Here is a 25476-nt window from a genome sequence, read left to right on the forward strand (position 1 = left end):
AATCTCATTGGTTTATCAATGAAGCAACGGAATTGCTACGCTGACACTCGCAATGACATTAAAGGAGAATAGTAATGCAACACTGGGCAGACCTTTTGCTGGAGCAAATACGGCAAACTACTGGGTTAGAATGGGTGGCAGTGATATTCGGTATAGCCGAAGTATTACTAGCCCGTAAAAATAACGTGTTGTTATATCCTGCGGGTATAGCCGGTTCAGCTATTTCTATATTTCTATTTATTGAAGCCGGTTTATTTGCCGATGCCAGCTTAAACGGCTACTATGTGCTGATGAGCTTGTATGGCTGGATAATCTGGAGCCGTCGTAAAAACGAGCCGCCGGTACAAATAGCACATGCCAATGGCCGGGAATGGTTAATTACAGCCTTGATTGCTTTTGTTGGATGGGGTGTAATCTATTTCATTCTGAAGAATTATACTTCATCAACAGTGCCGGTTTCTGATGCATGGGTATCCTCATCAGCGTGGGCAGGTACCTGGTTGCTGGCCCGGCGACGTATTGAAAATTGGGTGGTACTCAATATATCTAATCTGTTTGCCATACCGTTACTGTTTTACAAGCATTTGCCGCTGTTTGCCTTATTAACGTTGTTTTTATTTGTGATTGCAATTTTGGGTTATTACGACTGGCGAAAATTATATCGGGAACAAATTATTAAATCTTCTAATCTGCTGGCATGAGAACTGAACCACATCCATCGGCCTTATTAAAACCGGAATGGGTAAGCATTATTCGTATCCATGCATTTGCAGCCGAGCAGCAGGGCGAGTTGCAGCCTGAACAACTGGAACTGATTTATTTACAGCAGTGGTTTAAAATGTTGGTACCTACGGTTTACGGCGGTTCTGAATTGCCCTTGCCTGATATGGTGCGTTTAGAAGAAGCCTTGAGCTGGGCCGATGGTAGCTTGGGCTGGGTAATTACCTTATGTGCTGGTGCAGCCTGGTTCGGCGGCTTTATAGCGCCTGATGCTGCGAAAGAAATATTTGCCAATCCTAAAGTATGCTTAGCAGGTAGTGGTGCCAGTACAGGTACTGCTAACTCAACCGAAAATAGCTATCTGCTTAATGGTAGTTGGAAATATGCCAGTGGCGTACGTCATGCTACTCATTTTACAGCTAATTGCTTGGTTGAACAAGATGAGGAAGTCTTGTCGTATGCAAACAACAATCCGTTGGTGCAATCCTTTGTTGTAGATGCACAAAAGGCTGAATTGATTCCGGCTTGGAAATATATAGGCATGATGGGCACGGGGAGCCATGCTTTTCGTTTTGAGAATGTAGAGGTGCCAGCCAATCGCTGCTTTAAAATAGATGGTGCAGCTGCTTATGTGAATACCCCACTGTATCGTTATCCCTTTTTGCAATTGGCAGAAGCTACGCTGGCTGCCAACTTATCAGGTATGGCGATACACTTTGTAGATTTATGCGAGCCTGTGCTGATGGAAAAGATGCAGCAGCCTAAATTAACAGAAAAGCAACACCATGTACTTAAAAGTACGTTGCAGGAGGTGAAAGATAATCTACAAGGCATACGTGCCCAGTTTTACCATGCACTGGATGCTTCGTGGCAGGCTGGTGTATCAGCAGAAAACATAGATGACCACTACCTAAAGGCTGTAAGCAATTCAAGCCGTTTACTGGCGCAGATAGCCCGCGAAAGTGTAGATGCCTTATATCCTTATTGTGGCTTATGGGCAGCATCGCCTGATACAGAATTAAATTTGGTGTGGCGCGATTTACATACGGCCAGTCAGCACTCGCTACTTACGTTTACTGAATAATCATGCTATAATCTGGATGTTCAAAACAAAGCAAACCAACCTTTCAATTGGCTGTTAATGCAGGCAAATGAAGTTTATAATCACATCCCTGATATATTGCTGCTTGTTGGTAACTGCGCAGGCACAAAAACATACACCACTACCGCATGGTATGGTATTTGGTTCGGCACCCAGCCATGTAAGCCTGATGCCGGCTTCAAAGCTAGAAACTTTTATGGGCAAGCGTACGCGTACTACGGCCTCGGTTATTGGTACCGTTATTAAAGTAACCAAGCCTAAAGGGGGCTGGTTTATTTTAGATGCTGGCAACGGACAAACCATCCAAGCCCATTTTAGAAACTACAATGTTGTTTTGCCCGAAGATTTAAAAGGCAGGCAGGTGGTAATTGCCGGTGTGGCTCAAAAAGAGTTCATTGCTGATGATCATCAGCAACTGGCCGGTAACCGTAAAACAGATAAAAATACGTTATCTTCCAAAAACAAACCGCCGCAGCTTACTTATGAAGTAACCGGGTTGTTTGTTAATAAGTAGCAGCGTACGTTTGCCGGATAAATTAATATACCCGGCAAAGTAACCCTTTCAGGTACTCACCTTCTGGGAATGAAGCTCGTACCGGATGATCTTCAGGTTGGCAAAACTGGTAAATAAATTGTACTTGTTTACCAGCATCTAGTGCTGCCCAAGCTAATACCTGTTTAAAAGTATCAATATCCATAGCGCCGGAGCAGGAAAAAGTGGCCAGTAAGCCACCGCTGTTCAGCAATAACATCGCTATACGATTCAAGTCTTTGTAAGCCCGTGAAGCGCGATCTAATGCTGAGCGTGATGGGGCATATTTGGGTGGGTCCAGTACAATCACGTCGAACTTTTCCCCATCCTCTTTAAACTTGCGTAGCTGTTTGTTAACATCTGATTGAATGGCCGCATGCTTGGTGGCATCCAGCCCATTTAGTACAATATTCTTTTTTAAAGTTTCTATGGCTAAGGCGGAACTATCTACACTGATTACCGAGGCTACGCCTTGTTGCAGGCTGTTCAGGGTAAAGCCACCCGTATAGCAAAAACAATCCAGCACTTTTTTACCTGCCGTATGAGCAGCTAGCAAGTGGCGGTTATCACGCTGATCACAGTAGAAACCTGATTTTTGACCTTCGGCAATGTTGATGCCGTAAGTCAGGTTGTTTTCTTTAACCTCTACCAGTTCAGGTGGTGGGCTGCCGGCCAGTACTTCATTAACTGTGTCGAGGCCTTCATGGGCGCGTGATGATGCATCACTTTTATCAAATATTCCTTTAGGCTGTAACAAGCGTTGTAGCTCATCAATAATAATTGCTTTGTTGTTTTCAATACCCGAGGTCAGAATTTGCAGCGAAAGGTAGTCTGCATATTTATCTACAATGAGGCCAGGAAGGTAATCGGCTTCACTAAAAACCAAGCGGCAGGTGTTGGTGCGACCATCCTGCAAAATATAGCTTCGGCTTTGTACCGCAGTTGCTACTTTAGTGCGGAACCATTGTTCATCAACTGGCGTATGTTCATCCCATTCTAGCAAACGCAAAGCCACACGCGATTGATTGTTGTAAAAGCCATAAGCCATAAATTTGCCTTGGGCATCTACTAACTTTACCAAATCGCCATTTGCAGGCTTGCCTTTTACACGCTCAATAGCCCCTGAAAATACCCAGGGATGACGCTGTAGTACTGCTTTTTCTTTACCTTTTTTCAGGATAACATCCACCATAAGCTGCAAAGATACGCAGCCCTGTGTAAATCTGCCCTGACTAACTAGACTTTTGTTAATAGCATGAAATTAGTTTACTCTTTTAGTTTTCTAAAGTTGAACTTATAAGCAATCCCCAACCCTGCTATGGCGCCTACTTCACGATGGTTAGTTTTGAAGTTGATAATATCTGTACGTAAGGTAAGTTCAAATGTGCTACGCTTATCTATAGTCCAATCGTAACCTACGGCTGCGGTTCCGCCTATACCGCCGGTAACCAAATCTTCGTTACCGCCGCCTATGTAAATCATGGCTCCTGCACGGGCAAAAAACTGTTTATCGAAATAATATTTAGCGCCTAAGCCTAAATAGAATAAATCGATATTATCTCTGTAGCGATAGTGCCCGTAACCATCGTTGCTATAAATAATGCCACCATCGCTATTAATTCTGTCATAGCCCAATACGGGCGAGATAGCTACCTTATTGCTTACCTTAATATTGGTTTGCCAATTGAAACCGTAACCAAACTTGTAACCCGAGTGTAGTGGTAAGTTAACATCATACCCTAAGCTGGTAGATGTTCGGGCTTGACTGTAAACTTGTGTTAAACACAGGTTTAATAATAGAAATATGATAGCAGTTGTGATATAAATAGGCTTCTTCATGATGATTAGGTTCAACGGGTTGTAATTAAAATTTATGAAAGGTAGAATTATTTAACCAATAGATAAAAAACCGTCTGCCTTCTTACTATCTATGGTAGTTAAAACAAACTAAGCTGTTCACCTATCACTGTCTTTTTTTCTTTAATAGGTTGCTCTCCAAAGTTGGAAACTGAAATGCCTAGTAGTCGTATTCGGGCATCTTCAGGATTGGTGGCGGCTAACAGTTGTTTAGCGGTTTGGGTTAATGTATCAGCATCTCTTACTGGATGGTTAAAAGATTGATTCCGAGTGATCTGCTTGAAATCGCTATACTTTATTTTAAGCGTAACAGTGCGGCCTTTAAGTTGGTAGCGATCTAGCCGGGCAGCTACTGTTTGCGCTATTTTATCCAATTCCTCGTGCATATCTTCGGTGGTGGTTAGGTCATAGGCAAAAGTATCTTCAGCCCCCATGGATTTAGTTTCACGATGGGGCTGTACCGGCCGATTGTCAATGCCCCGTACAATCTGGTAATAAAAGCCACCTACTTTACCAAAGTGTTGTGTGAGTTCCTGCTCTGTCAGTGTTTTTAAATCTGCACCGGTATGCAGACCCATCTTTTTCATCTTTTCGGCTGTTACTTTACCTACACCAAAAAACTTTTCGACCGGCAGGTTCTCCATAAACTTTTCAATAGCAGACGGGCCGATAAATTTTAGCCCGTCAGGCTTATTGATGTCTGAAGCAATTTTAGCCACAAACTTATTAATAGATACACCGGCTGATGCGGTTAAGTTCAGTTCCTCCTGAATAGCCTGTTTAATCTGCTTGGCCACTTCAATGGCCGAACCTACGCCTAATTTATCTTCAGTTACATCCAGGTAAGCTTCATCTAACGATAGCGGCTCTATTAAATCCGTATATCGTCGAAAAATTTCCCGAATATGCTGCGATACTTCTTTGTACACCGCAAACCGTGGACGTACAAATATAGCTTGCGGACACAGCTGTTTCGCTTGCTTAGCCGACATAGCCGAGCGTATGCCGAACTTACGCGCCTCGTAGCTGGCTGTAGCCACCACCCCGCCCCGACCTTCCGGCGAGCCACCTACTACAATAGGTTTACCGCGATATTCCGGCTCATCACGTTGCTCTACCGATGCATAAAAGGCATCCATATCAATGTGGATGATTTTGCGGTATGGTGTAGCGGAGGGCATATACAAAGATAAGAGATGTGATAAATTTAAGCACTATCCTGTCTCGCCCTTGTTATCTTTACTTTTATGCAACCCATTACTTGGAACGATTTTGAGAAAGTAGAGCTACGGGCTGGTACCATATTGGAGGTATTAGACTTTCCGGAAGCTCGAAAGCCTGCTTACAAACTGAAGGTTGACTTTGGTCCATTTGGCGTAAAGTGGTCAAGTGCGCAGATTACTAGGCATTATATGAAGGAGGAGTTGGTAGGTCGACAAATATTAGGCATAATTAATTTTCCGGAGAAACAGATTGGTAAATTTATGTCGCAGTTTTTGGTAACTGGTTTAGCCGATGAAAACGGTGATATTGTATTAACTGCTGTAGAGCGGGTAGTACCCAATGGTAGCAAGCTGATTTAACAAAGTATGAACTGGATAGTAGGTCCGCAACTGATTGGTTTTATTATTTTGCTAGCTGGTTTAATACAAAAGCGGTTCCCTCCCAAAACCATCAATGGTCTTTACGGCTACCGCACAGCTTCCTCTATGCGTAACTCGCAAAGCTGGAATGAAGCGAACCGTTATAGTGCGCAGCTGATGATTAAAGCAGGAGGAATAACCTTAGCATCAGGGCTATTGATTACCTGGATGATGACTTTCTTTCATTTTGCTGAAACAACACAAAGCATTATTCAATTAGTTCTGGTATTAGTACCTACCTTTGGTATAGCTGGAGGGTTAATTTATTTTACCGAAAAATACCTGAAAAAAGTATTCGGTAACCACCTTGAATCTTAAACATGCGTTTTATAAGTTTTGATAATGAAAGTTCGGTATCACCGGATGAGTTCTTTATGAATGAAGCCGTGCGCGAAGCTCGCTTGGCATTAGCTGAAGATGAAATACCGATTGGTGCTATTGTAACCTGCCAGGGTAAAATCATAGGCCGCGGGCATAACCTAACCGAACGCCTGAATGATGTATCGGCCCATGCCGAAATGCAGGCGCTTACGGCAGCAGCCAATTATTTAGGCGGCAAATACCTGAAAGATTGTACGCTGTATGTAACTATTGAGCCTTGTGTAATGTGTGCCGGTGCCTCTTATTGGTTTCAGGTAGGCAAAATTGTATTTGGCGCTTATGATACTAAATTAGGCTTCGGCCGACTTAATCAAAAGATTACACATCCTAAAACTTTAATTACTGGTGGCATACGTGAGGCTGAATGCGCTGAATTGGTACGCGAGTTTTTCAGAAGCAAGCGTCTGAAAAGTTGACATTTATTAGAACAAATATGTAACCAACGCGATTATATTTGCAACCATACAACATTCATTAACCTTAAAAAATAGCACTATGGCATTCGTATTACCGGCGTTACCTTACGCTACCGACGCTTTGGAACCGCACATTGATAAGCAAACCATGGAAATTCACCACGGTAAGCATCACCAGGCTTATGTAACCAACCTGAACAAAGCACTGGAAGGCAAACCAGAGGCCAACAGCAGCATTGAAGAGATCATCACTCATATTTCTAAATATCCGGCAGCCGTACGTAATAACGGTGGTGGCCACTATAACCATACCCTGTTCTGGACTTTGTTATCACCTAATGGTGGTGGCGAGCCTACCGGCGAATTAGCTCAGGCTATTAAAAACACTTTTGGCTCATTAGATGAGCTAAAAACCAAAATGAACGAGGCTGGTGCTACTCGTTTCGGTTCAGGTTGGGCTTGGCTGGTAGTTACAGCAGATAAAAAACTGGCCGTAACATCAACGCCTAACCAAGATAACCCCTTGATGGATTTGCCTGAAATTACAGTAAAAGGTACCCCAATTTTAGGTATTGACGTTTGGGAACACGCTTATTACTTGAAATACCAAAACCGTCGTCCGGATTACTTATCAGCTATCTGGAATGTAGTTAACTGGAACCACGTAGCTGAACTGTATAAAAAAGCAGTTTAAGCAGAAAAATACAGGCAATAGAAAGGAGTCAGACGCAAAAGTCTGTAATCGCTCTCTGTTGCAATTGCATGAAAATTAAAACGGCAGGATATAAACAAATCCTGCCGTTTTTTTATTTATTCAGGTATGAAAAAGATGATAATTCCGGCTTTAATTTCTATGCTGTTCCTGCTGGATAGCTGCCGGGTAGTTGGCGATATTTTTAAAGCTGGTTTTTATGCAGGTATAACGGTAGTGGTTGTTATTATTGCGGTTATCATTTATTTCATTTCCAAATTTAGGGGCGGCAGTAACCGTTAATCAAATAGTATGAAAGCAGTAGTTTTAGTAGGCAAAGATCAGCCTTTGCAATTACAAGATATTGATAAGCCCACTTTAGGAGCGGGCGAAGTGTTGGTGAAAGTTAAAGCCGCAGCCTTAAACCGGCGCGATTACTGGATTACCATAGGACAGTATGCAGGTATTCAATACCCCTCTGTTTTAGGTTCTGACGGGTCTGGCATCGTAGCTGAAGTAGGTGAAGGTGTAGATCAATCTTGGTTGAATAAAGAAGTTATTATTAATCCTTCACACGATTGGGGAGAGCATACGGAGTATCAATCTCAAGATTTCAAAATATTAGGCTTACCTGAATACGGCACAATGGCGGAATACGTAAAAACCAAAGCCGAGTATCTGCAACCTAAGCCAGCCCATTTAAATTGGGAACAAGCGGCTGCTATTCCGCTGGCAGGCTTAACAGCTTACCGGGCATTGTTCACAAAAGGTAGGGCCAAGAAAGGAGATAAAGTCCTGATTGTAGGCGTAGGTTCTGGTACAGGAAGCTTTGCTCTACAATGGGCTGTAGCGGCAGGTTGCCAAGTATTTGTCACATCAGGTAGCGGTGATAAAATTGAACGTGCTCGTGAAATGGGCGCAGCAGCTGGCGTAAACTATAAAGCTCAGGATTGGGCCGACGAGTTAAAGCATATGGCCGGTGGCTTTGATGTAATTATTGATAGTGCCTTAGGTAAAGATTTTACCAAAGTAATCGATTTATGTAATCCTGGCGCTCGCGTCGTGTTTTTTGGTGCCACAGCAGGTAGCATTCCAGAATTGAATGCCCGTGTTTTGTTTTGGAAGCAAATACAACTGTTGGGTACTACCATGGGTACTGCGGATGAGTTTAAAGCTATGCTGGACCTGATTAATGAATATCAAATTGTACCTGTTATCGATGAGGTATTCCCTCTAGCCAATGCGCAGCAAGCGGTAGATAAGATGGGGAACTCATCACAGTTTGGTAAACTGGTATTAACCCTATAATTCCGAATGCTTCAGTTACAGGTAGAAGCTATTAAACCTGAAACGCCTGATACAGCTACGTTTTATCTAAAACCTGTATCAGGCCAAAAGGTATTGTACCAAGCCGGACAATTTATTACCCTGGTGGTTGATCATCATGGTGAGGAAATTAGGCGTTCGTACTCGCTTAGCTCATCACCTGATGAGGATTTGCTTTCTATTATGGTAAAGCGGGTACAAAATGGAGAAATATCAAGGTATCTGTTAACCCATGCGCGTATTGGTGATATATGGAATGTAGTTGAGCCTGCCGGGAGGTTTACTGTGCCCAATACAGCAATCTCCAAAGAGTTAGTCTACTTTGTGGCAGGTAGTGGCATTGCACCTGTGTTTGCACAACTAAAGTATATTCTGGCTCATTATGAAAAATATACTATCACCCTGTTTTACAGTAATCAGAGCGCCTCGACCATAATTTATAAGCAACAACTGGATGCATTGTCAGCCTCTTATCCTAATCAGCTACATGTGCATTATTTGATTAGCGATGAAGGCAAAAGGTTAAACAATATCATGGTGGAGCAACTGGTGAAAAAGCATACCACTAATTTTGAAGCTGCCGAGTATTATTTATGCGGACCGTTCACCTACATGCGTATGGTGAGGCTTACGCTATTATACATGGGTGTTAAGGCTGAGCATATCCATAAAGAAAATTTCGTGCTGGAAACAGTTCCGGTGAATAGCAATGCCACCAACTTTGCACCTCGTAAACTCCGCATTCATTTTCAAGATGAGTGGCACGATTTAATGGCTGGCGAAAATCAAACCATATTACAGGCCGCACTGCAAAATCAATTACATCTGCCCTATAGCTGTGGAAATGGGGTATGTGCCGCTTGTGCCGTGAAGTGTAAAAGTGGTAAGGTAACCATTGTTAAAAACGAAGTACTAACTGATAGTGAAATACAGCAAGGTTGGGTGCTTACTTGTACGGGTTATGCTGTAAGTGATGGCGTGCAGTTAGACTATGAATAAACTACCGCAATCTTAAATATCAATTATCTCTTTCTTTTTCTTGGTGCGAAGCTTTTTCGGTACGAAATCTAAAATTTCGTTTTTTAAAGCTTCTATCATGCGGCGTTTCAAAAAGTTGCGTTGTATAACCAAGCTTACCTCGCGGGCGGGTTCAGGGGCTTTAAAGTAGCGTACTTTTTCCAATTGTTTGTCGTGCAAATCAGCTAAAGCTAATTCAGGTAGAATAGTAGCCCCACTATTCTGATCAACCATACGTTTCAGCGTGTCAATGCTGCCGGTATTATACTCGAAATGCTGAAAACCTTTAGTAGAGCGGCGACGCTGACAAATATTAAGCACCTGTTCGCGCATGCAATGGCCTTCATTTAACACCCATAATTCTTCCAGATCTAATTCTTCTGCCGCAATGTGTTTCTTTTTAAAAAGCTTACTGGTTTTAGATACATAAGCCACAAAGTTCTCGTAAAAAACAGGTATTTCAGTTAATGTGCTTTCATGTAGCGGGGTCGACATAATGCCACAATCCAACGTGCCCAGTTTAAGCTGCTGAATAATTTGCTCTGTATTCTGCTCCCATACCAAAAGCTTCACTAACGGGTACTTTTCAATAAACCGGGCGATAATTTTAGGTAAAATATAAGGCGCAATAGTAGGGATAATACCTAATTTCAATTCGCCTGCTAAGTCTTTTTGACGATCTGTTACAATTTCCTTAATCTTATAAGCTTCAGCCAGCATAATGCGGGCTTGGGCTATTACATCGGCACCAGTTTCAGTAGCCGCAATAGGCTGTCGGGTACGATCAAAAATTTTGAGGCCCAAGGTGTCTTCCAACTTTTGTATCTGCATACTTAAAGTAGGCTGAGTTACAAAGCATTTTTCGGCAGCCAGCACAAAGCTTTTGTAAGTATCTACTGCTACAATATATTCCAGTTGTGTAATAGTCATATATAAGAAGTATTTATACAAAAGTAGTTTATCTATTTAAAAAAGCTATCAATAAAAAGGGAGTTATTAATTAATAACTCCCTTTTTATTGATAGCTCTGTATTACTCTACAGTAACTGATTTGGCTAAGTTACGTGGCTGGTCAACGTTACAGCCTCTCATTACAGCTATGTGGTAAGCCAAGAGTTGCAACGGGATAGTGGCCAGCAATGGTACAAAAGGCTCGGATACCTGAGGTATTTCAATCACGTAATCGGCCATTTCACGTACCTCTTTATCACCTTCCGACACAATAGCGATAATATGACCGCCACGGGCTTTTACTTCTTGAATGTTGCTGATTACCTTTTCGTAAGAAGAATGTTTAGTAGCAATAACAACAACCGGCATGTCTTCATCAATCAAGGCAATTGGCCCGTGTTTCATTTCTGCAGCCGGATAACCCTCCGCATGGATGTAAGATATTTCTTTTAGCTTTAAGGCGCCTTCTAAAGCCACCGGGAAAGAACTGCCTCTACCTAAAAACAAGCAGTTGGCAGAATCTTTAAACTTCTGAGCTATAGCATGTACATGATTGTTTACTTGTAGCGCTTGCTCCACCAACTGAGGTATGGTGTTGAGTTCAGTTAAGTATTCAATCAGCTTGCTTTGCGTAATGGTACCGCGTTGCTGGGCAGTGTAAAAAGCAATTAAGGTAAGTACGGTTACCTGTGCCGTAAAAGCTTTGGTGGAAGCTACACCAATTTCAGGCCCGGCATGTGTATATACACCAGCGTGGGTAATACGGGGTATAGAAGCGCCTACCACGTTACAGATGCCAAAAATAGTAGCACCTTTTTCTTTAGCCAGTTCAATAGCAGCCATAGTATCAGCCGTTTCGCCTGATTGTGATATAGCAATTACTAAATCCTTTTCAGAAATTATAGGGTTCCGGTATCGAAATTCTGAAGCATATTCTACTTCAACAGGTATGCGGGCATATTCTTCAATTAAATATTCACCTACCAGGCCAGCATGCCATGAAGTACCACAAGCCACAATAATAATCCGGTCAACATTCTTCAGCTTTTCCGTGTATTCTTTAAGGCCACCCAACTGTACTTTGCCTTGTTCCGGATAGATGCGTCCGCGCATACAATCGTGTATAGAACGAGGCTGCTCATAAATTTCTTTGAGCATAAAGTGCTCGTAACCGCCTTTTTCCAGCATTTCCAACTGTAAATCCAACCGTTGTATGTATGGTGTTTGTACAGTATTGTCAATGTTTTTAATCAGCAAATCATTACGGCGTACATAGGCAATTTCATTATCGTTCAAGTAAATTACATTTTTAGTGTACTCCACAATGGGTGTAGCATCTGAAGCGATAAAGTACTCGCCTTCACCAACGCCAATAACCATAGGGCTGCCTTTGCGGGCCGCAATAATCTGGTCAGGATCATCAACACTGATGATAACAATGGCATAAGCACCTACTACTTTATTTAAGGCAACGCGTACAGCTTCACGCAAATCTAAGCCGGTTTCATGTTGTATGTCCTCTACAAAATGTATTAATACTTCTGTATCAGTATCACTATTAAATATATGGCCTTTGGCTTGTAAAGCTTCTTTCAGAACGGCATAGTTTTCAATAATACCATTGTGTATGATAGTTAGCTTCCGATCACCTGATGAGTGCGGATGGGAGTTACGATCGCTTGGGGCACCATGTGTAGCCCAGCGGGTATGCCCCATTCCTAACGATCCGGTTAAATCTACTTTTTGAACAAAGTTTTCCAGATCACGTACTTTACCGGCTTTCTTATAAACTTTAAGGTCATTCTCCTGATTTACAATGGCTACACCAGCACTGTCATATCCACGATATTCTAGTCGGTGCAGTCCTTTTATTACTATCGGATAAGCATCCCGATAACCAATATATCCTACAATTCCGCACATGTGTGAAAGATTTAAAATTATAAAACGGATTTATACTGGTGGCAGTATAAAAAAATTGCTGCTAATATATCAAATATATTAGCAGCAAAAAGTGTTACAAGCAGGGTGGGCTTGTGTATTACAAAGTGGTTTTAGTATAGATAATGTTTAGCTTGATACGATAAGCTGATGTTTTATCACTGCCTACAATCACAGTACGTCCAGCAGTTTGTGCCGTAGCTAATACATCTGTAGCGTTAGTGCGGCTAGTAGTATCAATTGGGCCTATAAAAGTACCATAATCAACTGTTTTGCCACGAAGTAGATCCTGCAAATAGCCAGTAATTATAAAGTGATATGACTTTTCGGTTTTATCATAACCTCCGCCAAATATGGCAGTACTAAAATACCTGGAATCAGAAGCCCCTGATGAGGTTCCGTTAGCATCAGGCAATACCGTTCGCTGATGAGCTATATTATACCGGTACATATATATTTGCGGCTGTGGCGTATAAGGAATATCCGAGCCTGGGTTAGGCGTAAGTACCAGTTCGGCACGGTTTAAGGTTACTGTGCTTACATCGGTTGTGCCAAACAAGGAGCTAAGGCTAGGAAAGCTGATTTTGGCTCTTAAACCACCTAAGCCTTGTAGGTAAACCAAGTTGTTTGAACTGGTATTGTTTAAAGCCGCAGTAACAGCTATGCTGCGTGTATACTTTATTTCAGCAGCATGTGTACCTAAGGAAAGCGTTGTTACTGCAGTATCTACAGCACTGGCTGTGGTAGCCTTGTAGTAAACAGCAATGTTGCTGGAATCAAGGTTAAACATGATAGCACCACCAGCACCACTCTGGTTTTTATCTAAAGTTACATACAAGCCTTTAATGGCATTCTGGAAAATGGCATTGTTAGCTAATGCAGCTGTGCTTGCATTGAACAGGTTTTTCTGAATAAAATCTGAACTAAGTGCTATTCTTAACTGTGCTGGTACTTTTTTCAGGGTGTCTGCAGCTCCGGTTACAATGTCCCTAATTCTTATAATAGTTTTAGGGCGCACATTAAATGAGCGTGAACCAATAAGGCTACTTGCATGTGCCCAGGTTTTATTATTATAATAATACGAGCTACTGGTTGGCTGTTCTGTTAGCTGATAAACATTAGCTTTATAGTTGGATGATAAAGAGTCTCCATAGAAACCATCAGCATAACGCATAACCAGAACAGCTGAGTCAATACTTAAGCTACCAGTAGGCAATGTATATGCGCTGCTACCTGGCAAGCTAACAGCAGTAGCAATATTTGATTCGGTAGTGCCTAAAATATTATCTTTAAAGTAAGCTAACGGTGTTTTAGTTAACCCGGAAGTAATTACCGAATCTTCGGCTGTAGTGTTAATGGTAATATTATCATCAACCAGTAAAGTACCGTTTAACTGTTGGTTGCCTAATGGCAGGGTAACTGTACTCTGGTTTTTGCAACTACCTAAAATAAAAAGACTTATTAACAGGGTTAACAAGTCTAGTCTGAAAAATTTCATATTGTGTATTCTCAAATCTTATGCAACGTTCACCAATTCATCATCGGTAATTTCGTCGTAAAAATTGTAATAATTTTCGAAATCAGCGGTCGAATCAAAGCTTAAAACAGGTTTTTGGCTGTTTTTAACATTATTTAACACTTCCGTGTCAATCTGATCGGTAGCTAAAACAACAGCGTCAGAGTACTGAATAGCACCAATATGGAGCGCATCGTTCGTACCTGATTTAAATATTTCTGTGTTCTTTTCTGTCATGTCATTCATAACAGCTTTTTGTGAAAAGTCAGCATTCAGCTGTTCCGTAAAGCCATTTTCGTAGATAGAGTACACTACTTTTGAGTTCTTGAAAGTAGGATCATCTTTGTAAGTGGTTTTGATGTATGTTGGTACCAACGCGCTCATCCAGCCATGACAGTGTACAATATCAGGAGACCAGCCCAGTTTTTTAACAGTTTCCAGCGCACCTTTGCAAAAGAAAATCATACGCTCATCATTGTCTGCGTAGAATTTGCCTTCTTTATCTGTAAAAACATGCTTCCGCTGAAAGTATTCTTCATTGTCCAGAAAATACACCTGCATGCGTGCCGCAGGTATAGAGGCTACCTTAATAATTAAAGGGTTATCATTGTCATTAATAATGATATTCATGCCTGACAATCGAATAACCTCATGCAATCGGTTCCGGCGCTCGTTAATATTTCCAAAACGGGGCATCAAGATGCGTATCTCGAAGCCTTTTTCCTGCATGGCCTGGGGTAGCTGACGGGTTATTTCAGAAATTTTAGTGAGTTCAAGGAAAGGCGACATTTCATGAGTTATAAACAAAAGCTTAGATTTACCCATCACTAATCAATATTAAAATTTATGTATATACGTCAAAAAATTGAGTGTGCAAATATAAGCATTATCTTATGAACTATCAATGAATTATGCAAGTACTTTTGGTAATAAGTAGGCAATTGCTCACCTTTGCCCACTTTGTAAAATTATTTTTTAGTTGAAAATTTTTACCAATAAAACCGAATTACAGCAGTACGTAAGTGAACTGCATTTGGCCGGCAAAACAGTTGGTTTTGTACCTACCATGGGTGCTTTACACCAAGGGCACTTATCATTACTGGCCCAGGCCAAGCAGCAAACGGATATTACGGTATGCAGTATTTTCGTTAACCCTACGCAGTTTAACGATCCTAAAGATTTAGAACGCTATCCACGACCTATTGAGGCTGATATTGCCAAATTGCAGCAAGCCGGTTGCCATGTACTATTCAATCCACCAGTTACTGAAATGTATGCCGATAATGAACATTGGCATTTAGATATTGGCGATCTGGAACATCTGCTGGAAGGTAAGTTCAGGCCGGGGCATTACCAAGGTGTGATGCAGGTGGTTCATAAACTGTTTACGATAGTAAAGCCCGACTTTGCCTTTTTTGGTCAGAAAGATTATCAGCAGGTTATGGTAATTGGCCAAATGGTAACGTTAATGCATTTGCCTGTTAAATTAGTAATGTGCCCGATTGAGCGCGAACCTGATGGGTTAGCTATGAGTTCCAGAAATATACATTTAACTGAGAGTAATCATCAGCATGCCCTAGTGCTTTCTAAGGCATTGTACCAGGCTAAAGAAAACTTTGCAGCAGGGCAAAGTATTGCTGACATTGAACAAGAAGCCAAGAAGTTGATTGAGCAAGAGCCGGAGATGGTGTTAGAATATTTTGAAATGGTTGATGGGGATACTTTGCATCTGGCTACTGAACAAACTCATCATGTGGTAGCGTTGGTAGCTGCTAAAGCCGGTGCCACCCGTTTGATTGATAATGTGATAATTCGCTGATAAGCCTTACGGCTATTAATTGTTAATTTTGTTTTATGATTATTGAGGTTTTAAAGTCTAAAATTCATCGAGTAAAAGTAACGCAGGCTGAACTGAATTATGTAGGCAGCATTACTATAGATGAAGACCTTATTGAGGCGGCTAACATTATCCCGAACGAGAAAGTGCAGATTGTAAATAATAACAATGGAGCACGTTTTGAAACGTACGTAATAAAAGGGGAACGTGGTAGTGGTATTGTGTGCCTGAATGGTGCTACTGCCCGTTTAGCACAGGTGGGTGATATTGTGATTATCATGTCATATGCCTCTATGGAAATGGAGGAAGCACGCCGTTATGAACCTATTTTGATATTTCCGGATACGGATAATAAATTAATTCGTTAAATTAGTACTCCGAATTAATTCAACCTACAAATGAAACTTTTACTAAGCCTGTTCCTGATTATAACAGTTACAGCAGCATGGGCGCAAAACAAGCCTGCCGAAAATCAGCAGCTATTTTATTTTAAAAATAACGGTTTGCAGGTAAAAGAACCTGATAGCTCAGATTATGTCAGAGTTGTGCGTCCGCCAGATTCCTCTTCTGTATTGTTTAATGTAGCTGAATATTACCGTAATGGTAAGGCTAAGTTGATTGGTAAATCGTCAACTATCAATCCGGCTACTTATGATGGGCAGTGTTTAACCTTTTACCCGTCGGGTAAAAAGCAAATGCTGCTAAACTACACTGATGGAGCAATTACGGGTACTAACTATGTTTATCATCCTAATGGTAAAATGTACCTGATTTTTACCATGGATACCTTAAGAAACCAGTCGTTTGAAGAAAATATGCGCGTAATGAGCTGTATGGATACTACTGGTAAAGCTTTAGTAACTGATGGTAACGGGCATTATGTAGTTTACAATAATTTAACTTATGCTATTAGTGAAGAGGGTGATGTGAAAGATGGTAAGCGAGTAGGCGAGTGGCATGGCAGTTATCCTGCCGAAAAGGTTACCTATACAGACACTTACCAGAATGGTAAATTTATTTCTGGCTACTGTGTAACAGCTGCAGGTACTAAATATACGTACACCGGTAAACAGCAATCACCAGAGTTTCCTGCTGGAGGAAATACTGCATTTATCGCATTATTAAAAAAGAAAGTAAAAGTTCCGGCTACATTAAAAAATAAAAGTACCCAGGTTTTTGTGTCTTTTACTATTCGTAAAGATGGAACTGTAGGTAATCCGCTATTATTAGGCAGTGTTTCGCCTGAGGCTGATAAAGCCATTACTGCCGCTGTTAATGCATCACCTGCCTGGAAGCCGCGTTTGATTAACGGACTGCCGGTAGAAACTTCATGGGGAATGCCTATAGTATTCGGTACTGCACCTGCAGCACCAGCTAAAGCAAAAACAGGAAAGTAAGTTTAATTTAAGTTAGTGTTCATAAAGCTTATTGATTTAATGTCACTTTTTTAAAGTACATAACTCTTAAAATTATATCTTTGCATCCCGACGCTGAAGTCGGGTTTTTTGTTTTCAGCGCATAGATTTTTGGTAAGTTGATATTTAGTAGTTCGCAAGCTTTAGCTTGGTGCTAACTAATTAAAAGCTACTCACTTTATACTACAGATTATATAAAACTATGCCCAAAGATACCTCCATTAAATCGGTACTGATTATCGGCTCTGGCCCTATTATTATTGGACAGGCCTGCGAATTTGACTATGCTGGCTCACAAGCAGCTCTTTCTTTAAAAGATGAAGGCATTACCGTGTCTATCATTAACAGCAACCCGGCCACCATCATGACGGATAAGGTAATTGCCGATCATGTGTATCTGTTGCCTTTAACCTGCGAAAGTATAGAGCATATTTTAAGTGAACAGCAAATTGATGCCGTACTGCCTACCATGGGCGGGCAAACTGCACTTAACTTGTGTATTGAAGCTTCTGAGCGCGGTATATGGGAAAAGTATGGCGTAAAGGTAGTTGGGGTAGATGTTGCCGCTATCGAAAAGACTGAAAATCGTGAAGCTTTCCGCCAGTTGATGGTAGACATCAACGTAGGTGTAGCAAAATCAAAAATTGCTAACTCCTTTTTAGAGGGTAAAGAAGCAGCTCAGGAAATTGGCTTTCCGTTGGTAATACGCCCAAGCTATACTTTAGGGGGTAAAGGTGCAGGCTTTGTACACAAAAAAGAAGATTTTGATGCAGCCTTAAGCCGGGGGTTGCAAGCTTCGCCAACTCATGAGGTGTTGGTAGAGCAAGCTGTTTTGGGCTGGAAAGAATATGAGCTGGAGTTGTTGCGTGATAATCGTGATAACGTAATCATTATTTGCTCTATTGAAAACTTTGACCCTATGGGTATTCATACTGGTGATAGCATAACTGTAGCACCAGCCATGACTTTAAGCGACCGCTGTTATCAAGATATGCGTAACCAGGCTATCCGCATGATGCGGGCTATTGGCAATTTTGCCGGTGGCTGTAATGTGCAGTTCTCGGTTAATCCGGCTAATGAAGAGATTATCGCTATTGAGATTAATCCGCGGGTGTCGCGTTCATCAGCCTTAGCCTCTAAAGCTACCGGATACCCAATTGCTAAAATTGCAGCCAAGTTAGCTATTGGTTATAACCTAGATGAGGTAGAAAATCAAATTACAAAAACCACATCAGCTTATTTTGAGCCAACATTGGATTACGTGATTGTCAAAATTCCTCGTTGGAACTTCGATAAATTTAAAGGTGCTAACCGTGAGTTGGGCCTGCAAATGAAATCGGTAGGTGAGGTAATGGGTATTGGCCGTAGTTTTATTGAGGCTTTACAGAAGGCTTGCCAGAGTTTGGAGATTGGCCGTGCCGGTTTAGGTGCTGATGGTCGCCAAAGCCGGAACCTGGATGAAATTATGAGCAGTCTGGAACATCCAAGCTGGGACCGCCTTTTCCATGTGTATGATGCCTTGAGCTTGGGTGTACCTGTTGAGTCAGTTCGTAAAGTAACCAAAATTGATCGTTGGTTTTTAAACCAGATACAGGAAGTAGTTAGTTTAGAAACTGAATTGCGTCGTTATTCAGTAAACAATATTCCTGAAGATATATTCCGTACCGTTAAGCAAAAAGGCTTTTCGGATGTGCAGATTGCCTGGATATTGGGTGCAAATACTACCGAAGAAGAAGTATACCAGCGCCGCAAAGCATTAGGAATTAACCGCGTTTATAAGATGGTAGATACCTGTGCTGCTGAGTTTCAGGCACAAACCCCTTATTACTATTCTACTTACGAAGGGGAGAATGAATCAATTCCGTCTGATAAAAAGAAAATAATTGTATTAGGTTCTGGTCCTAATCGTATTGGTCAGGGTATTGAGTTTGATTATAGCTGTGTACATGGCTTACTAGCAGCTAAGGAGTCGGGATATGAGTCCATCATGATTAACTGTAATCCAGAAACAGTATCTACCGACTTTAATATGGCTGATAAGCTATATTTCGAGCCGGTGTTCTGGGAGCATGTACGTGAAATTATTGACCTGGAAAAACCTGAAGGTGTAATTGTACAGCTAGGGGGGCAAACGGCGTTAAAGATGGCCGAAAAGCTGGATGAATATGGTATCAAAATCATCGGTACATCTTATAATGATATGGATATTGCCGAAGATCGTGGACGTTTCTCCGACCTGCTGAAAGATTTGGATATTCCTTATCCTAAATATGGCGTAGCTGAAAGTGCTGAAGAAGCATTGGAAGTAGCTCATCAAGTAGGTTATCCGGTACTAGTACGCCCTAGCTATGTATTGGGTGGACAAGGCATGAGCATTGTAATTAACGATGAAGACTTAGAGCGTGCTGTAGTAAACCTGCTGAAAAACTTGCCAGGTAACCGCGTACTGATTGACCACTTCCTAGATCGTGCGGCAGAAGCAGAGTCAGATTCCATTTGTGATGGCGAAAATGTGCATATTATTGGCATGATGGAGCATATTGAACCTGCAGGTATCCACTCCGGCGATTCTTATGCTGTATTACCCCCGTTTGACTTATCTGAAACTGTATTGCAGCAAATGGAAGAATACTCCATAAAGCTGGCTAAGGCTTTAAATGTAAGAGGCTTATTGAATATTCAATTTGCAATCAAGAATGATAAGGTGTATGTAATTGAAGCTAATCCGCGTGCTTCACGTACTGTACCTTTTATTGCCAAAGCTTATGATGTGCCTTACATCAATATTGCTGCTAAAGTAATGATGGGGGTAAATAAGCTGACTGACTTTAAAATTGAACGTAAACTACAAGGCTATGCCATTAAAGAACCTGTGTTCTCGTTTGATAAGTTCCCGGAAGTGAACAAAGAATTAGGCCCAGAAATGAAGTCAACCGGTGAAGCTATTCGTTTTATCCCGAATCTGGAAGATCCTTACTTCCGTCATTTATATCGGGAAAAATCTATGTACTTAAGTAAATAATTTTAATACAATCTTATAAAAAGAGGCGCAACATGTTGCGCCTCTTTTTATTTTATAGCGTTTTTGTTAGGAATAGTACTTGCTGTTGGAATAACTAGCCTATAAGTATTTTAATAATTAACTTTTGAGAAATAGCATGAAAGTGGTTGATAATTGCTTTTTCGAGGTATTTAAGTTGTTTTTTAATATAAATAATAAATTTATTTTAGTGGTAATGTTTTTTTGGGTGTTTGTATTAGATATTTTTAAAGTTTATATGTTATAAAACAGTAAATATGAAATAGGAGTAAATTTATTTTATAGAAGGTGAGTTATAAATAGTGAGTTTATTTTAATTAATGGTAAAATAATAAAGGTTTAATGTTTTATTTACATGATAAAAGGTTTTTTATTAAATTTTTTTCATAAAAAGTTGCAATGTAAATTTTATGTTATAATTTAAGCCCAATTAATTAAACTATCAACGCATGAAAAAAACTTTACTCTTTTTCTTAGGGGTGTTCATGTTGCTAGGCGCTCAGGTCTATGCACAAACCCGTACAGTTACCGGCGTAATAACCGGAAAAGATGATGGTCTTCCGCTGCCAGGCGTAAGTGTTACCATTCAAGGTACCAAAACGGGTACACAAACAGGACCAGACGGTTCTTATACCATTAAAGTATCACCCGGTCAAGCTTTGGTTTTCACTTTTGTAGGATTTAATACGCAAACAATTACGCCAAGTGGTAATCGTCAGGATATCGTATTAACGGGCAGATCTAGTGACTTAAATGAAGTGGTAGTTGTGGGATACGGTACACAGGTAAAAAGGGCTACTGTAGGTACTATAGCCCAAGTAAAGGGAAGCGACCTAATTGAACAACCTGTTCAAAACTTTGAGCAAGCGCTTGCCGGACGTGCTCCGGGTGTGCAGGTTACCATTCCTAATGGTGTTTCTAATACGCCTCCAGTAATTCACATTCGTGGTGTAAACTCCATATCATTAAGTTCACAACCTTTGTTTGTGGTTGATGGTGTGGTAAGTATTACAGGTGATTTAAGTGGTGGCGAGTCTGGGGGTAATGCTTTAGCTAATATTAATCCTGATGATATAGAAAGCATCTCCATTGCTAAAGATGGTGCTGCTACAGCTATTTATGGTAGTCGTGCTGCAAATGGTGTAGTATTTGTTACAACAAAAAGGGGTAAAAAGGGAAATGCTATAGTAAGTTTAGATAGCTGGATTGGTCAAAATCATGTATTTCGGTTGCCTAAAGTGTTGGATGCTAATCAGTATATATCTATAAAAAATGAAGCTTTAGTTAATGCAGGATTATACAATGCTAATAGTTATTATGTAACTACAACACCAGATGCTAATGGTGTACCTTTTAATACGAACTGGGCAAAATTAATTTATAGAACCGGAACCACTTACAATACTACAGCGAGCGTGTCAGGAGGCACTGAAAAAACTAATTACTACGCTTCTGCTAATTACAGCAAACAAGAAGGTATTATTCGTAAAAATGATTTCATTAGCAAAGGTTTATTATTTAATGTAGATCATAAAGCTAATAAATACATTTCACTAGGAGCAAAGCTATCTTATGTTGATCAGCAAAATTTGGCAGCTACTTCTTCAGGTTCATTATCGGGAGAGGCGTATGCTACAGCAGGTTTAGGTCGTTTGGCTTTATTACTTCCTCCAAATATCGGTGCTTACAATGCTGATGGCAGTTACAATTTAAACCCACTTACAGGTGCTATAGGTTTACAAAATAACAAAGGTTATAGTAATAGCTATCCAAATCCTAAACCAGCTTTAGATCTGGACCGGGCTAATAATGAGCAGTTTCATACCGCAGCAAATGTTTATTTACAAGTAAAACCATTATCATGGATTACTTTGAAAACACAATATGGTATTGACTATATAAATAGTGTGAATGATAACTTTACTAATCCAATAAGTAACTTTACAGTTAGTGGAGGAGTAGTTACTAATAACGCCAATGCTAATGACAACTATCAACAATATAAGCGTTATGTATGGAGTAACACCTTGCAATTAGATCGTAGCATTGTTGATAAGCACAATTTTTCATTTTTATTGGGTAATGAGCAGCAACGCACCACGCAATATGGTTTTGGTTTATCACGCTCTATACTATCTGATATTGCTTTTAATCAGATACAAGCTGGTTTTGTTAATGTTGCTACCAGTAATTTAGTTAATACAGAAAATTATCTAGTTTCATTTTTTGGAAGATTAAATTATGATTTTGATAAAAAATATTTTTTATCAGCTACTGTTCGTCGAGACGGCTATTCAGCTTTCGGTTCCGATCATAAGTACGGTATATTTCCTGGTGTAGGTGTAAGCTGGGAAATTACCCGTGAGAAGTTCTGGAGTAAAATTGGTGCAGATAAACTATTTAGCAGTTTTCGGTTAAAAGGAAGTTACGCACAAGTAGGTAATAATGCAGGCTTGAATAACTATGCCTCTTATGGTTTTTATGGCAACAGTTTGTACAACGCTAACCCAACATTGGCTGCTACACAAGCAGGTAATAACGCCCTTAAATGGGAGACTAGTAGAAAAACAGATGTGGGCTTAAACTTTGGTATATTCGGTGATCGTATTACAGGTGAGTTGGCTTATTACAAAAATGATATATCCGGCTTAATACTTAACGTGCCTTTAGCTCCTTCTGCCGGTTTGGCTACTAACCCGCCGGTAAACGTTGGTTCTATGTTCAACAAAGGTCTTGAAATTGACTTAAATGCTGATATTGTAAGAAGTAAAAATTTCCGCTGGAGCGCTAACTTTAACATTGCTTTCAATCAAAACAAAATCACTTCTTTAATTCCAGGTACTAACTACTTTACTTATTCTACATCATCACTCGAGGTGAGCAATATTAATCAGGTTGGCCATTCAATTGGTAGCTTATATCTAGTTAATTCAGCTGGTGTGGATCCTACTAACGGACGAAGAATATTCATTAATGGTAAAGGTCAGAAAGTGGAATATACCTTTTTAGGTACACAGCATTGGTACTATATGGATGGTAGCAATGCCCCTGCTATCAGCCAAGCGGCCGATGCGCATAATCAAGGTAATACTGTACCTAAAGAAACAGGCGGTTTCAGCAACTCATTCCATTACAAAAATTTTGATTTGAATGTATTATTTACTTACCAATTAGGCTTTTATGTATACTACGGTACTCAATCTACTTTAACCGATCAGCGTTTCTGGAATAACTCTACTGTTATTTTAGATCATTGGACTACTCCAGGCCAGATAGCACGTTACCCACAAGTAGTATTCGGTGATAACGTTTCAAACGGTACTTCCTTCCCAACAGATTTCAATACTTATCGCGGAGATTTCTTAAAGTTCAAAACAGTTAATTTGGGTTATACGCTGCCCAAATCTTTGTTAGGCAGAACAGGCTTATCAAGCTTACGAGTTTATGTAACCGCACAAAATCTGTTTATAATAACCAAATATCCTGGACCTGATCCTGAAGTTTCTTCTAATGGTGATTCTATTAACGGTAACAGTACTTCGGGTGTTGATAGAAATACCAGCCCGAACAGCAGGTCTTTTACTGCAGGTTTCTCAATTAAGTTTTAATCATTAATTTGAAAATGAAATGAAAAAGAAATTTTTAATTATATTAGGTATAGCATTATTGGGTAGTACGGCTTGCCAAAAAAGTAAGCTCTATCCAGTTTCGCAAACTTCTATTTCCAACCAAGATGGGCAGCCATTTTCCACTTCCGCTCGTATCCAAAGTCAGGTGCTAGGCTTATATGCCACTATGAGAAGCGGACAATTATATGGAGGTCGGTATGAAGTGTATGAAGATGTAAAAGGTGAAAATTGGATTAATTCTACCTCAAATTCGGTAACCGCTTACCAGACTTGGACAGAAACGGTAAGCAGTACCAGTTCGGAAGTTTTAAACTTGTGGTCACAAGCTTATTTAACCATTAATAATTGTAACCTTTTTATTGATGGTATGGCTTCTACAGGCACCGCTGTAGTAGGTGCTGCAACAAGTGCACAGTATGTAGCCGAAGCTAAGTTTATCAGAGCTGCTGCTTATTACGCTTTATTGCAGTTTTATTGCCAGCCTTATGTAGTTAATAACGGTGCTAGTCCAGGCGTGCCATTACGCCTTACCGGAAATTCTGCATATGGTAATTATGATTTAGCGCCTGTTACTGTAGCTCAGGTTTATGCGCAAATCATCAGTGATTTAAATGGTGCTGAAACTGGATTGCCTTTGGTATATTATACAACAGGAACCACTACAATTGATGCAGCCTCCAATACTACCAGAGCACACCGTAATACAGCTATAGCTTTTAAAACCAGAGTTTACCTGAGCATGCAGCAGTATGCTAATGTAATTACCGAAGCTAACAAAATTGTAAGCAGCGCCGCGCCTTTTACAGCTACTACAGGCTATCCTAACGCTTTACAAGCCAATGAGGTGAATATGTTTAAGGCTAATTATACCAACACAGAATACATTTTGGCCATGCCATTTAATGCTAATGAAACTCCTGGAACACAAAACCAAATAGCTACTTATTTCAGTGGTTTGGGTTCATCTGAGTTTTATTTAAATCCGAATGGTATTATTGCTGATGCTACCTGGAAAAGTACTGATACACGCAGAAGCTTAATTACTGTGAAAAGTGGCCGTAGCTATCAACTGAAGTTTCCAACTTCTTCACCTTATACTGACTGGGTACCTGTAATGCGATATGCTGAGGTTGTTTTGAACTTAGCCGAAGCCCGTGCACGTACCTCAGGTATTGATGCGCAATCTATAGCTTTACTGAACGCCATTCGTGGTAGAAATGATGCAACAACAGTATATACGGCCTCTAGTTTCAGTTCAGCTAATGACTTGATTAATGCGATTCTGAAAGAAAGAAATATCGAGTTTTTAGGTGAAGGTTTGCGCTGGTCCGATTTGATGCGTCTTAATTTGCCGATCCCTGCAAAATCAAACGTTCCACAAGTTAACCCTACAGATGCTTCTTACATTTGGCCAATGTCCGGTAATGAGCAATTGTATAACAAACTTATAGGTAGGTAAGCT

At 40.5% G+C, this 25476-nt stretch carries 23 protein-coding genes; 16 read left to right on the forward strand and 7 right to left on the reverse strand.

Annotated elements, in window-relative coordinates:
* The first annotated feature begins 74 nt into the window (after positions 1–74).
* The 3 genes from pnuC to HH214_RS11770 all read left to right on the forward strand — a co-directional run bounded on the left by pnuC (position 75) and on the right by HH214_RS11770 (position 2336).
* On the forward strand, positions 75–701 hold the full coding sequence (gene pnuC / locus HH214_RS11760) for a nicotinamide riboside transporter PnuC (protein ID WP_169607885.1): 627 nt from the start codon (positions 75–77) through the stop codon (positions 699–701).
* Positions 698–1804, forward strand: coding sequence for an acyl-CoA dehydrogenase family protein (locus HH214_RS11765; protein ID WP_169607887.1), 1107 nt, complete (start codon positions 698–700; stop codon positions 1802–1804). Before pnuC ends, HH214_RS11765 begins: the two co-directional genes overlap by 4 nt.
* A gap of 67 nt (positions 1805–1871) precedes the next feature.
* Entirely contained in the window at positions 1872–2336 is a 465-nt protein-coding gene (locus HH214_RS11770; protein ID WP_169607889.1) for a DUF4920 domain-containing protein, read from the forward strand.
* 22 nt (positions 2337–2358) lie between these two features.
* Here the strand turns inward: HH214_RS11770 and HH214_RS11775 are convergent, their stop codons facing one another.
* The 3 genes from HH214_RS11775 to dinB all read right to left on the reverse strand — a co-directional run bounded on the left by HH214_RS11775 (position 2359) and on the right by dinB (position 5392).
* A complete protein-coding gene (locus HH214_RS11775) occupies positions 2359–3546 on the reverse strand; it encodes a class I SAM-dependent rRNA methyltransferase (RefSeq protein WP_169607892.1) in 1188 nt (395 codons plus the stop codon).
* Positions 3547–3620: 74 nt separating this feature from the next.
* On the reverse strand, positions 3621–4193 hold the full coding sequence (locus HH214_RS11780) for a hypothetical protein (protein WP_169607894.1): 573 nt from the start codon (positions 4191–4193) through the stop codon (positions 3621–3623).
* Positions 4194–4291: 98 nt separating this feature from the next.
* Positions 4292–5392 carry a DNA polymerase IV gene (gene dinB / locus HH214_RS11785; RefSeq protein WP_169607896.1) on the reverse strand — a complete coding sequence of 367 codons (1101 nt, stop codon included), beginning with the start codon at positions 5390–5392 and terminating at the stop codon, positions 4292–4294.
* 66 nt (positions 5393–5458) lie between these two features.
* Between dinB and HH214_RS11790 the strand changes: the two genes are divergently transcribed.
* The 7 genes from HH214_RS11790 (at position 5459) to HH214_RS11820 (ending at position 9667) form a co-directional block, all read left to right on the forward strand.
* Positions 5459–5794 (forward strand): tRNA-binding protein, encoded by a 336-nt coding sequence (locus HH214_RS11790; protein ID WP_169607898.1) that lies wholly within the window; start codon positions 5459–5461, stop codon positions 5792–5794.
* Positions 5795–5800: 6 nt separating this feature from the next.
* Positions 5801–6172 (forward strand): SdpI family protein, encoded by a 372-nt coding sequence (locus HH214_RS11795; RefSeq protein WP_169607900.1) that lies wholly within the window; start codon positions 5801–5803, stop codon positions 6170–6172.
* 2 nt (positions 6173–6174) lie between these two features.
* The gene (locus HH214_RS11800) at positions 6175–6651 is read left to right on the forward strand and encodes a nucleoside deaminase (protein ID WP_169607902.1); all 477 of its coding nucleotides are present in this window, start codon (positions 6175–6177) and stop codon (positions 6649–6651) included.
* 79 nt (positions 6652–6730) lie between these two features.
* Complete coding sequence (locus tag HH214_RS11805) at positions 6731–7345, forward strand: superoxide dismutase (protein ID WP_169607904.1); 615 nt, start codon at positions 6731–6733, stop codon at positions 7343–7345.
* Between the two features lie 126 nt (positions 7346–7471).
* Positions 7472–7645 carry a hypothetical protein gene (locus tag HH214_RS11810; protein ID WP_169607906.1) on the forward strand — a complete coding sequence of 58 codons (174 nt, stop codon included), beginning with the start codon at positions 7472–7474 and terminating at the stop codon, positions 7643–7645.
* Positions 7646–7654: 9 nt separating this feature from the next.
* Entirely contained in the window at positions 7655–8650 is a 996-nt protein-coding gene (locus HH214_RS11815; protein ID WP_169607907.1) for a zinc-binding dehydrogenase, read from the forward strand.
* Between the two features lie 6 nt (positions 8651–8656).
* Positions 8657–9667: a ferredoxin--NADP reductase gene (locus HH214_RS11820; RefSeq protein ID WP_169607909.1), complete on the forward strand. Its 1011-nt coding sequence runs from the start codon at positions 8657–8659 to the stop codon at positions 9665–9667.
* A gap of 12 nt (positions 9668–9679) precedes the next feature.
* Here HH214_RS11820 and HH214_RS11825 read toward each other — a convergent pair whose 3' ends face one another.
* From HH214_RS11825 to HH214_RS11840, 4 genes are all read right to left on the reverse strand, one after another.
* The gene (locus tag HH214_RS11825; protein WP_169607911.1) at positions 9680–10615 is read right to left on the reverse strand and encodes a hydrogen peroxide-inducible genes activator; all 936 of its coding nucleotides are present in this window, start codon (positions 10613–10615) and stop codon (positions 9680–9682) included.
* Between the two features lie 102 nt (positions 10616–10717).
* Positions 10718–12559: a glutamine--fructose-6-phosphate transaminase (isomerizing) gene (glmS, locus tag HH214_RS11830; protein ID WP_169607913.1), complete on the reverse strand. Its 1842-nt coding sequence runs from the start codon at positions 12557–12559 to the stop codon at positions 10718–10720.
* A 118-nt stretch (positions 12560–12677) separates the two neighbouring features.
* Positions 12678–14075 carry a DUF4270 family protein gene (locus tag HH214_RS11835; protein WP_169607915.1) on the reverse strand — a complete coding sequence of 466 codons (1398 nt, stop codon included), beginning with the start codon at positions 14073–14075 and terminating at the stop codon, positions 12678–12680.
* An 18-nt stretch (positions 14076–14093) separates the two neighbouring features.
* Positions 14094–14918, reverse strand: coding sequence for a glycogen/starch synthase (locus tag HH214_RS11840; RefSeq protein WP_169607916.1), 825 nt, complete (start codon positions 14916–14918; stop codon positions 14094–14096).
* Positions 14919–15072: 154 nt separating this feature from the next.
* Here HH214_RS11840 and panC point away from each other — a divergent pair, with 154 nt between their 5' ends.
* The 6 genes from panC (at position 15073) to HH214_RS11870 (ending at position 25473) form a co-directional block, all read left to right on the forward strand.
* Entirely contained in the window at positions 15073–15912 is an 840-nt protein-coding gene (gene panC / locus HH214_RS11845; protein WP_169607918.1) for a pantoate--beta-alanine ligase, read from the forward strand.
* Positions 15913–15947: 35 nt separating this feature from the next.
* Positions 15948–16298, forward strand: coding sequence for an aspartate 1-decarboxylase (panD, locus tag HH214_RS11850; protein WP_169607919.1), 351 nt, complete (start codon positions 15948–15950; stop codon positions 16296–16298).
* A 30-nt stretch (positions 16299–16328) separates the two neighbouring features.
* Positions 16329–17327 carry an energy transducer TonB gene (locus HH214_RS11855; RefSeq protein WP_169607921.1) on the forward strand — a complete coding sequence of 333 codons (999 nt, stop codon included), beginning with the start codon at positions 16329–16331 and terminating at the stop codon, positions 17325–17327.
* Between the two features lie 220 nt (positions 17328–17547).
* Positions 17548–20367 (forward strand): carbamoyl-phosphate synthase large subunit, encoded by a 2820-nt coding sequence (gene carB, locus HH214_RS11860; RefSeq protein WP_169607923.1) that lies wholly within the window; start codon positions 17548–17550, stop codon positions 20365–20367.
* A gap of 467 nt (positions 20368–20834) precedes the next feature.
* Positions 20835–23993 carry a SusC/RagA family TonB-linked outer membrane protein gene (locus HH214_RS11865; RefSeq protein WP_169607925.1) on the forward strand — a complete coding sequence of 1053 codons (3159 nt, stop codon included), beginning with the start codon at positions 20835–20837 and terminating at the stop codon, positions 23991–23993.
* 19 nt (positions 23994–24012) lie between these two features.
* Positions 24013–25473 carry a RagB/SusD family nutrient uptake outer membrane protein gene (locus HH214_RS11870; RefSeq protein ID WP_169607927.1) on the forward strand — a complete coding sequence of 487 codons (1461 nt, stop codon included), beginning with the start codon at positions 24013–24015 and terminating at the stop codon, positions 25471–25473.
* Positions 25474–25476: the final 3 nt, after the last annotated feature.

Origin of the sequence: Mucilaginibacter robiniae (assembly GCF_012849215.1) — a bacterium.
GTDB lineage: Bacteria > Bacteroidota > Bacteroidia > Sphingobacteriales > Sphingobacteriaceae > Mucilaginibacter > Mucilaginibacter robiniae.

What these genes read in the sequence shown, in the direction of transcription:
- HH214_RS11790 (WP_169607898.1), top strand. Translation starts at nt 5,459, where the DNA reads ATGCAACCCATTACTTGGAACGATTTTGAGAAAGTAGAGCTACGGGCT.
- HH214_RS11800 (WP_169607902.1), top strand. Translation starts at nt 6,175, where the DNA reads ATGCGTTTTATAAGTTTTGATAATGAAAGTTCGGTATCACCGGATGAG.
- HH214_RS11805 (WP_169607904.1), top strand. Translation starts at nt 6,731, where the DNA reads ATGGCATTCGTATTACCGGCGTTACCTTACGCTACCGACGCTTTGGAA.
- HH214_RS11840 (WP_169607916.1), bottom strand. Translation starts at nt 14,918, where the DNA reads ATGGGTAAATCTAAGCTTTTGTTTATAACTCATGAAATGTCGCCTTTC.
- HH214_RS11815 (WP_169607907.1), top strand. Translation starts at nt 7,655, where the DNA reads ATGAAAGCAGTAGTTTTAGTAGGCAAAGATCAGCCTTTGCAATTACAA.
- HH214_RS11835 (WP_169607915.1), bottom strand. Translation starts at nt 14,075, where the DNA reads ATGAAATTTTTCAGACTAGACTTGTTAACCCTGTTAATAAGTCTTTTT.
- carB (WP_169607923.1), top strand. Translation starts at nt 17,548, where the DNA reads ATGCCCAAAGATACCTCCATTAAATCGGTACTGATTATCGGCTCTGGC.
- HH214_RS11765 (WP_169607887.1), top strand. Translation starts at nt 698, where the DNA reads ATGAGAACTGAACCACATCCATCGGCCTTATTAAAACCGGAATGGGTA.
- HH214_RS11870 (WP_169607927.1), top strand. Translation starts at nt 24,013, where the DNA reads ATGAAAAAGAAATTTTTAATTATATTAGGTATAGCATTATTGGGTAGT.
- HH214_RS11780 (WP_169607894.1), bottom strand. Translation starts at nt 4,193, where the DNA reads ATGAAGAAGCCTATTTATATCACAACTGCTATCATATTTCTATTATTA.
- glmS (WP_169607913.1), bottom strand. Translation starts at nt 12,559, where the DNA reads ATGTGCGGAATTGTAGGATATATTGGTTATCGGGATGCTTATCCGATA.
- HH214_RS11825 (WP_169607911.1), bottom strand. Translation starts at nt 10,615, where the DNA reads ATGACTATTACACAACTGGAATATATTGTAGCAGTAGATACTTACAAA.
- HH214_RS11820 (WP_169607909.1), top strand. Translation starts at nt 8,657, where the DNA reads ATGCTTCAGTTACAGGTAGAAGCTATTAAACCTGAAACGCCTGATACA.
- HH214_RS11855 (WP_169607921.1), top strand. Translation starts at nt 16,329, where the DNA reads ATGAAACTTTTACTAAGCCTGTTCCTGATTATAACAGTTACAGCAGCA.
- HH214_RS11775 (WP_169607892.1), bottom strand. Translation starts at nt 3,546, where the DNA reads ATGGTGGATGTTATCCTGAAAAAAGGTAAAGAAAAAGCAGTACTACAG.
- panD (WP_169607919.1), top strand. Translation starts at nt 15,948, where the DNA reads ATGATTATTGAGGTTTTAAAGTCTAAAATTCATCGAGTAAAAGTAACG.
- HH214_RS11795 (WP_169607900.1), top strand. Translation starts at nt 5,801, where the DNA reads ATGAACTGGATAGTAGGTCCGCAACTGATTGGTTTTATTATTTTGCTA.
- HH214_RS11810 (WP_169607906.1), top strand. Translation starts at nt 7,472, where the DNA reads ATGAAAAAGATGATAATTCCGGCTTTAATTTCTATGCTGTTCCTGCTG.
- pnuC (WP_169607885.1), top strand. Translation starts at nt 75, where the DNA reads ATGCAACACTGGGCAGACCTTTTGCTGGAGCAAATACGGCAAACTACT.
- HH214_RS11770 (WP_169607889.1), top strand. Translation starts at nt 1,872, where the DNA reads ATGAAGTTTATAATCACATCCCTGATATATTGCTGCTTGTTGGTAACT.
- dinB (WP_169607896.1), bottom strand. Translation starts at nt 5,392, where the DNA reads ATGCCCTCCGCTACACCATACCGCAAAATCATCCACATTGATATGGAT.
- HH214_RS11865 (WP_169607925.1), top strand. Translation starts at nt 20,835, where the DNA reads ATGAAAAAAACTTTACTCTTTTTCTTAGGGGTGTTCATGTTGCTAGGC.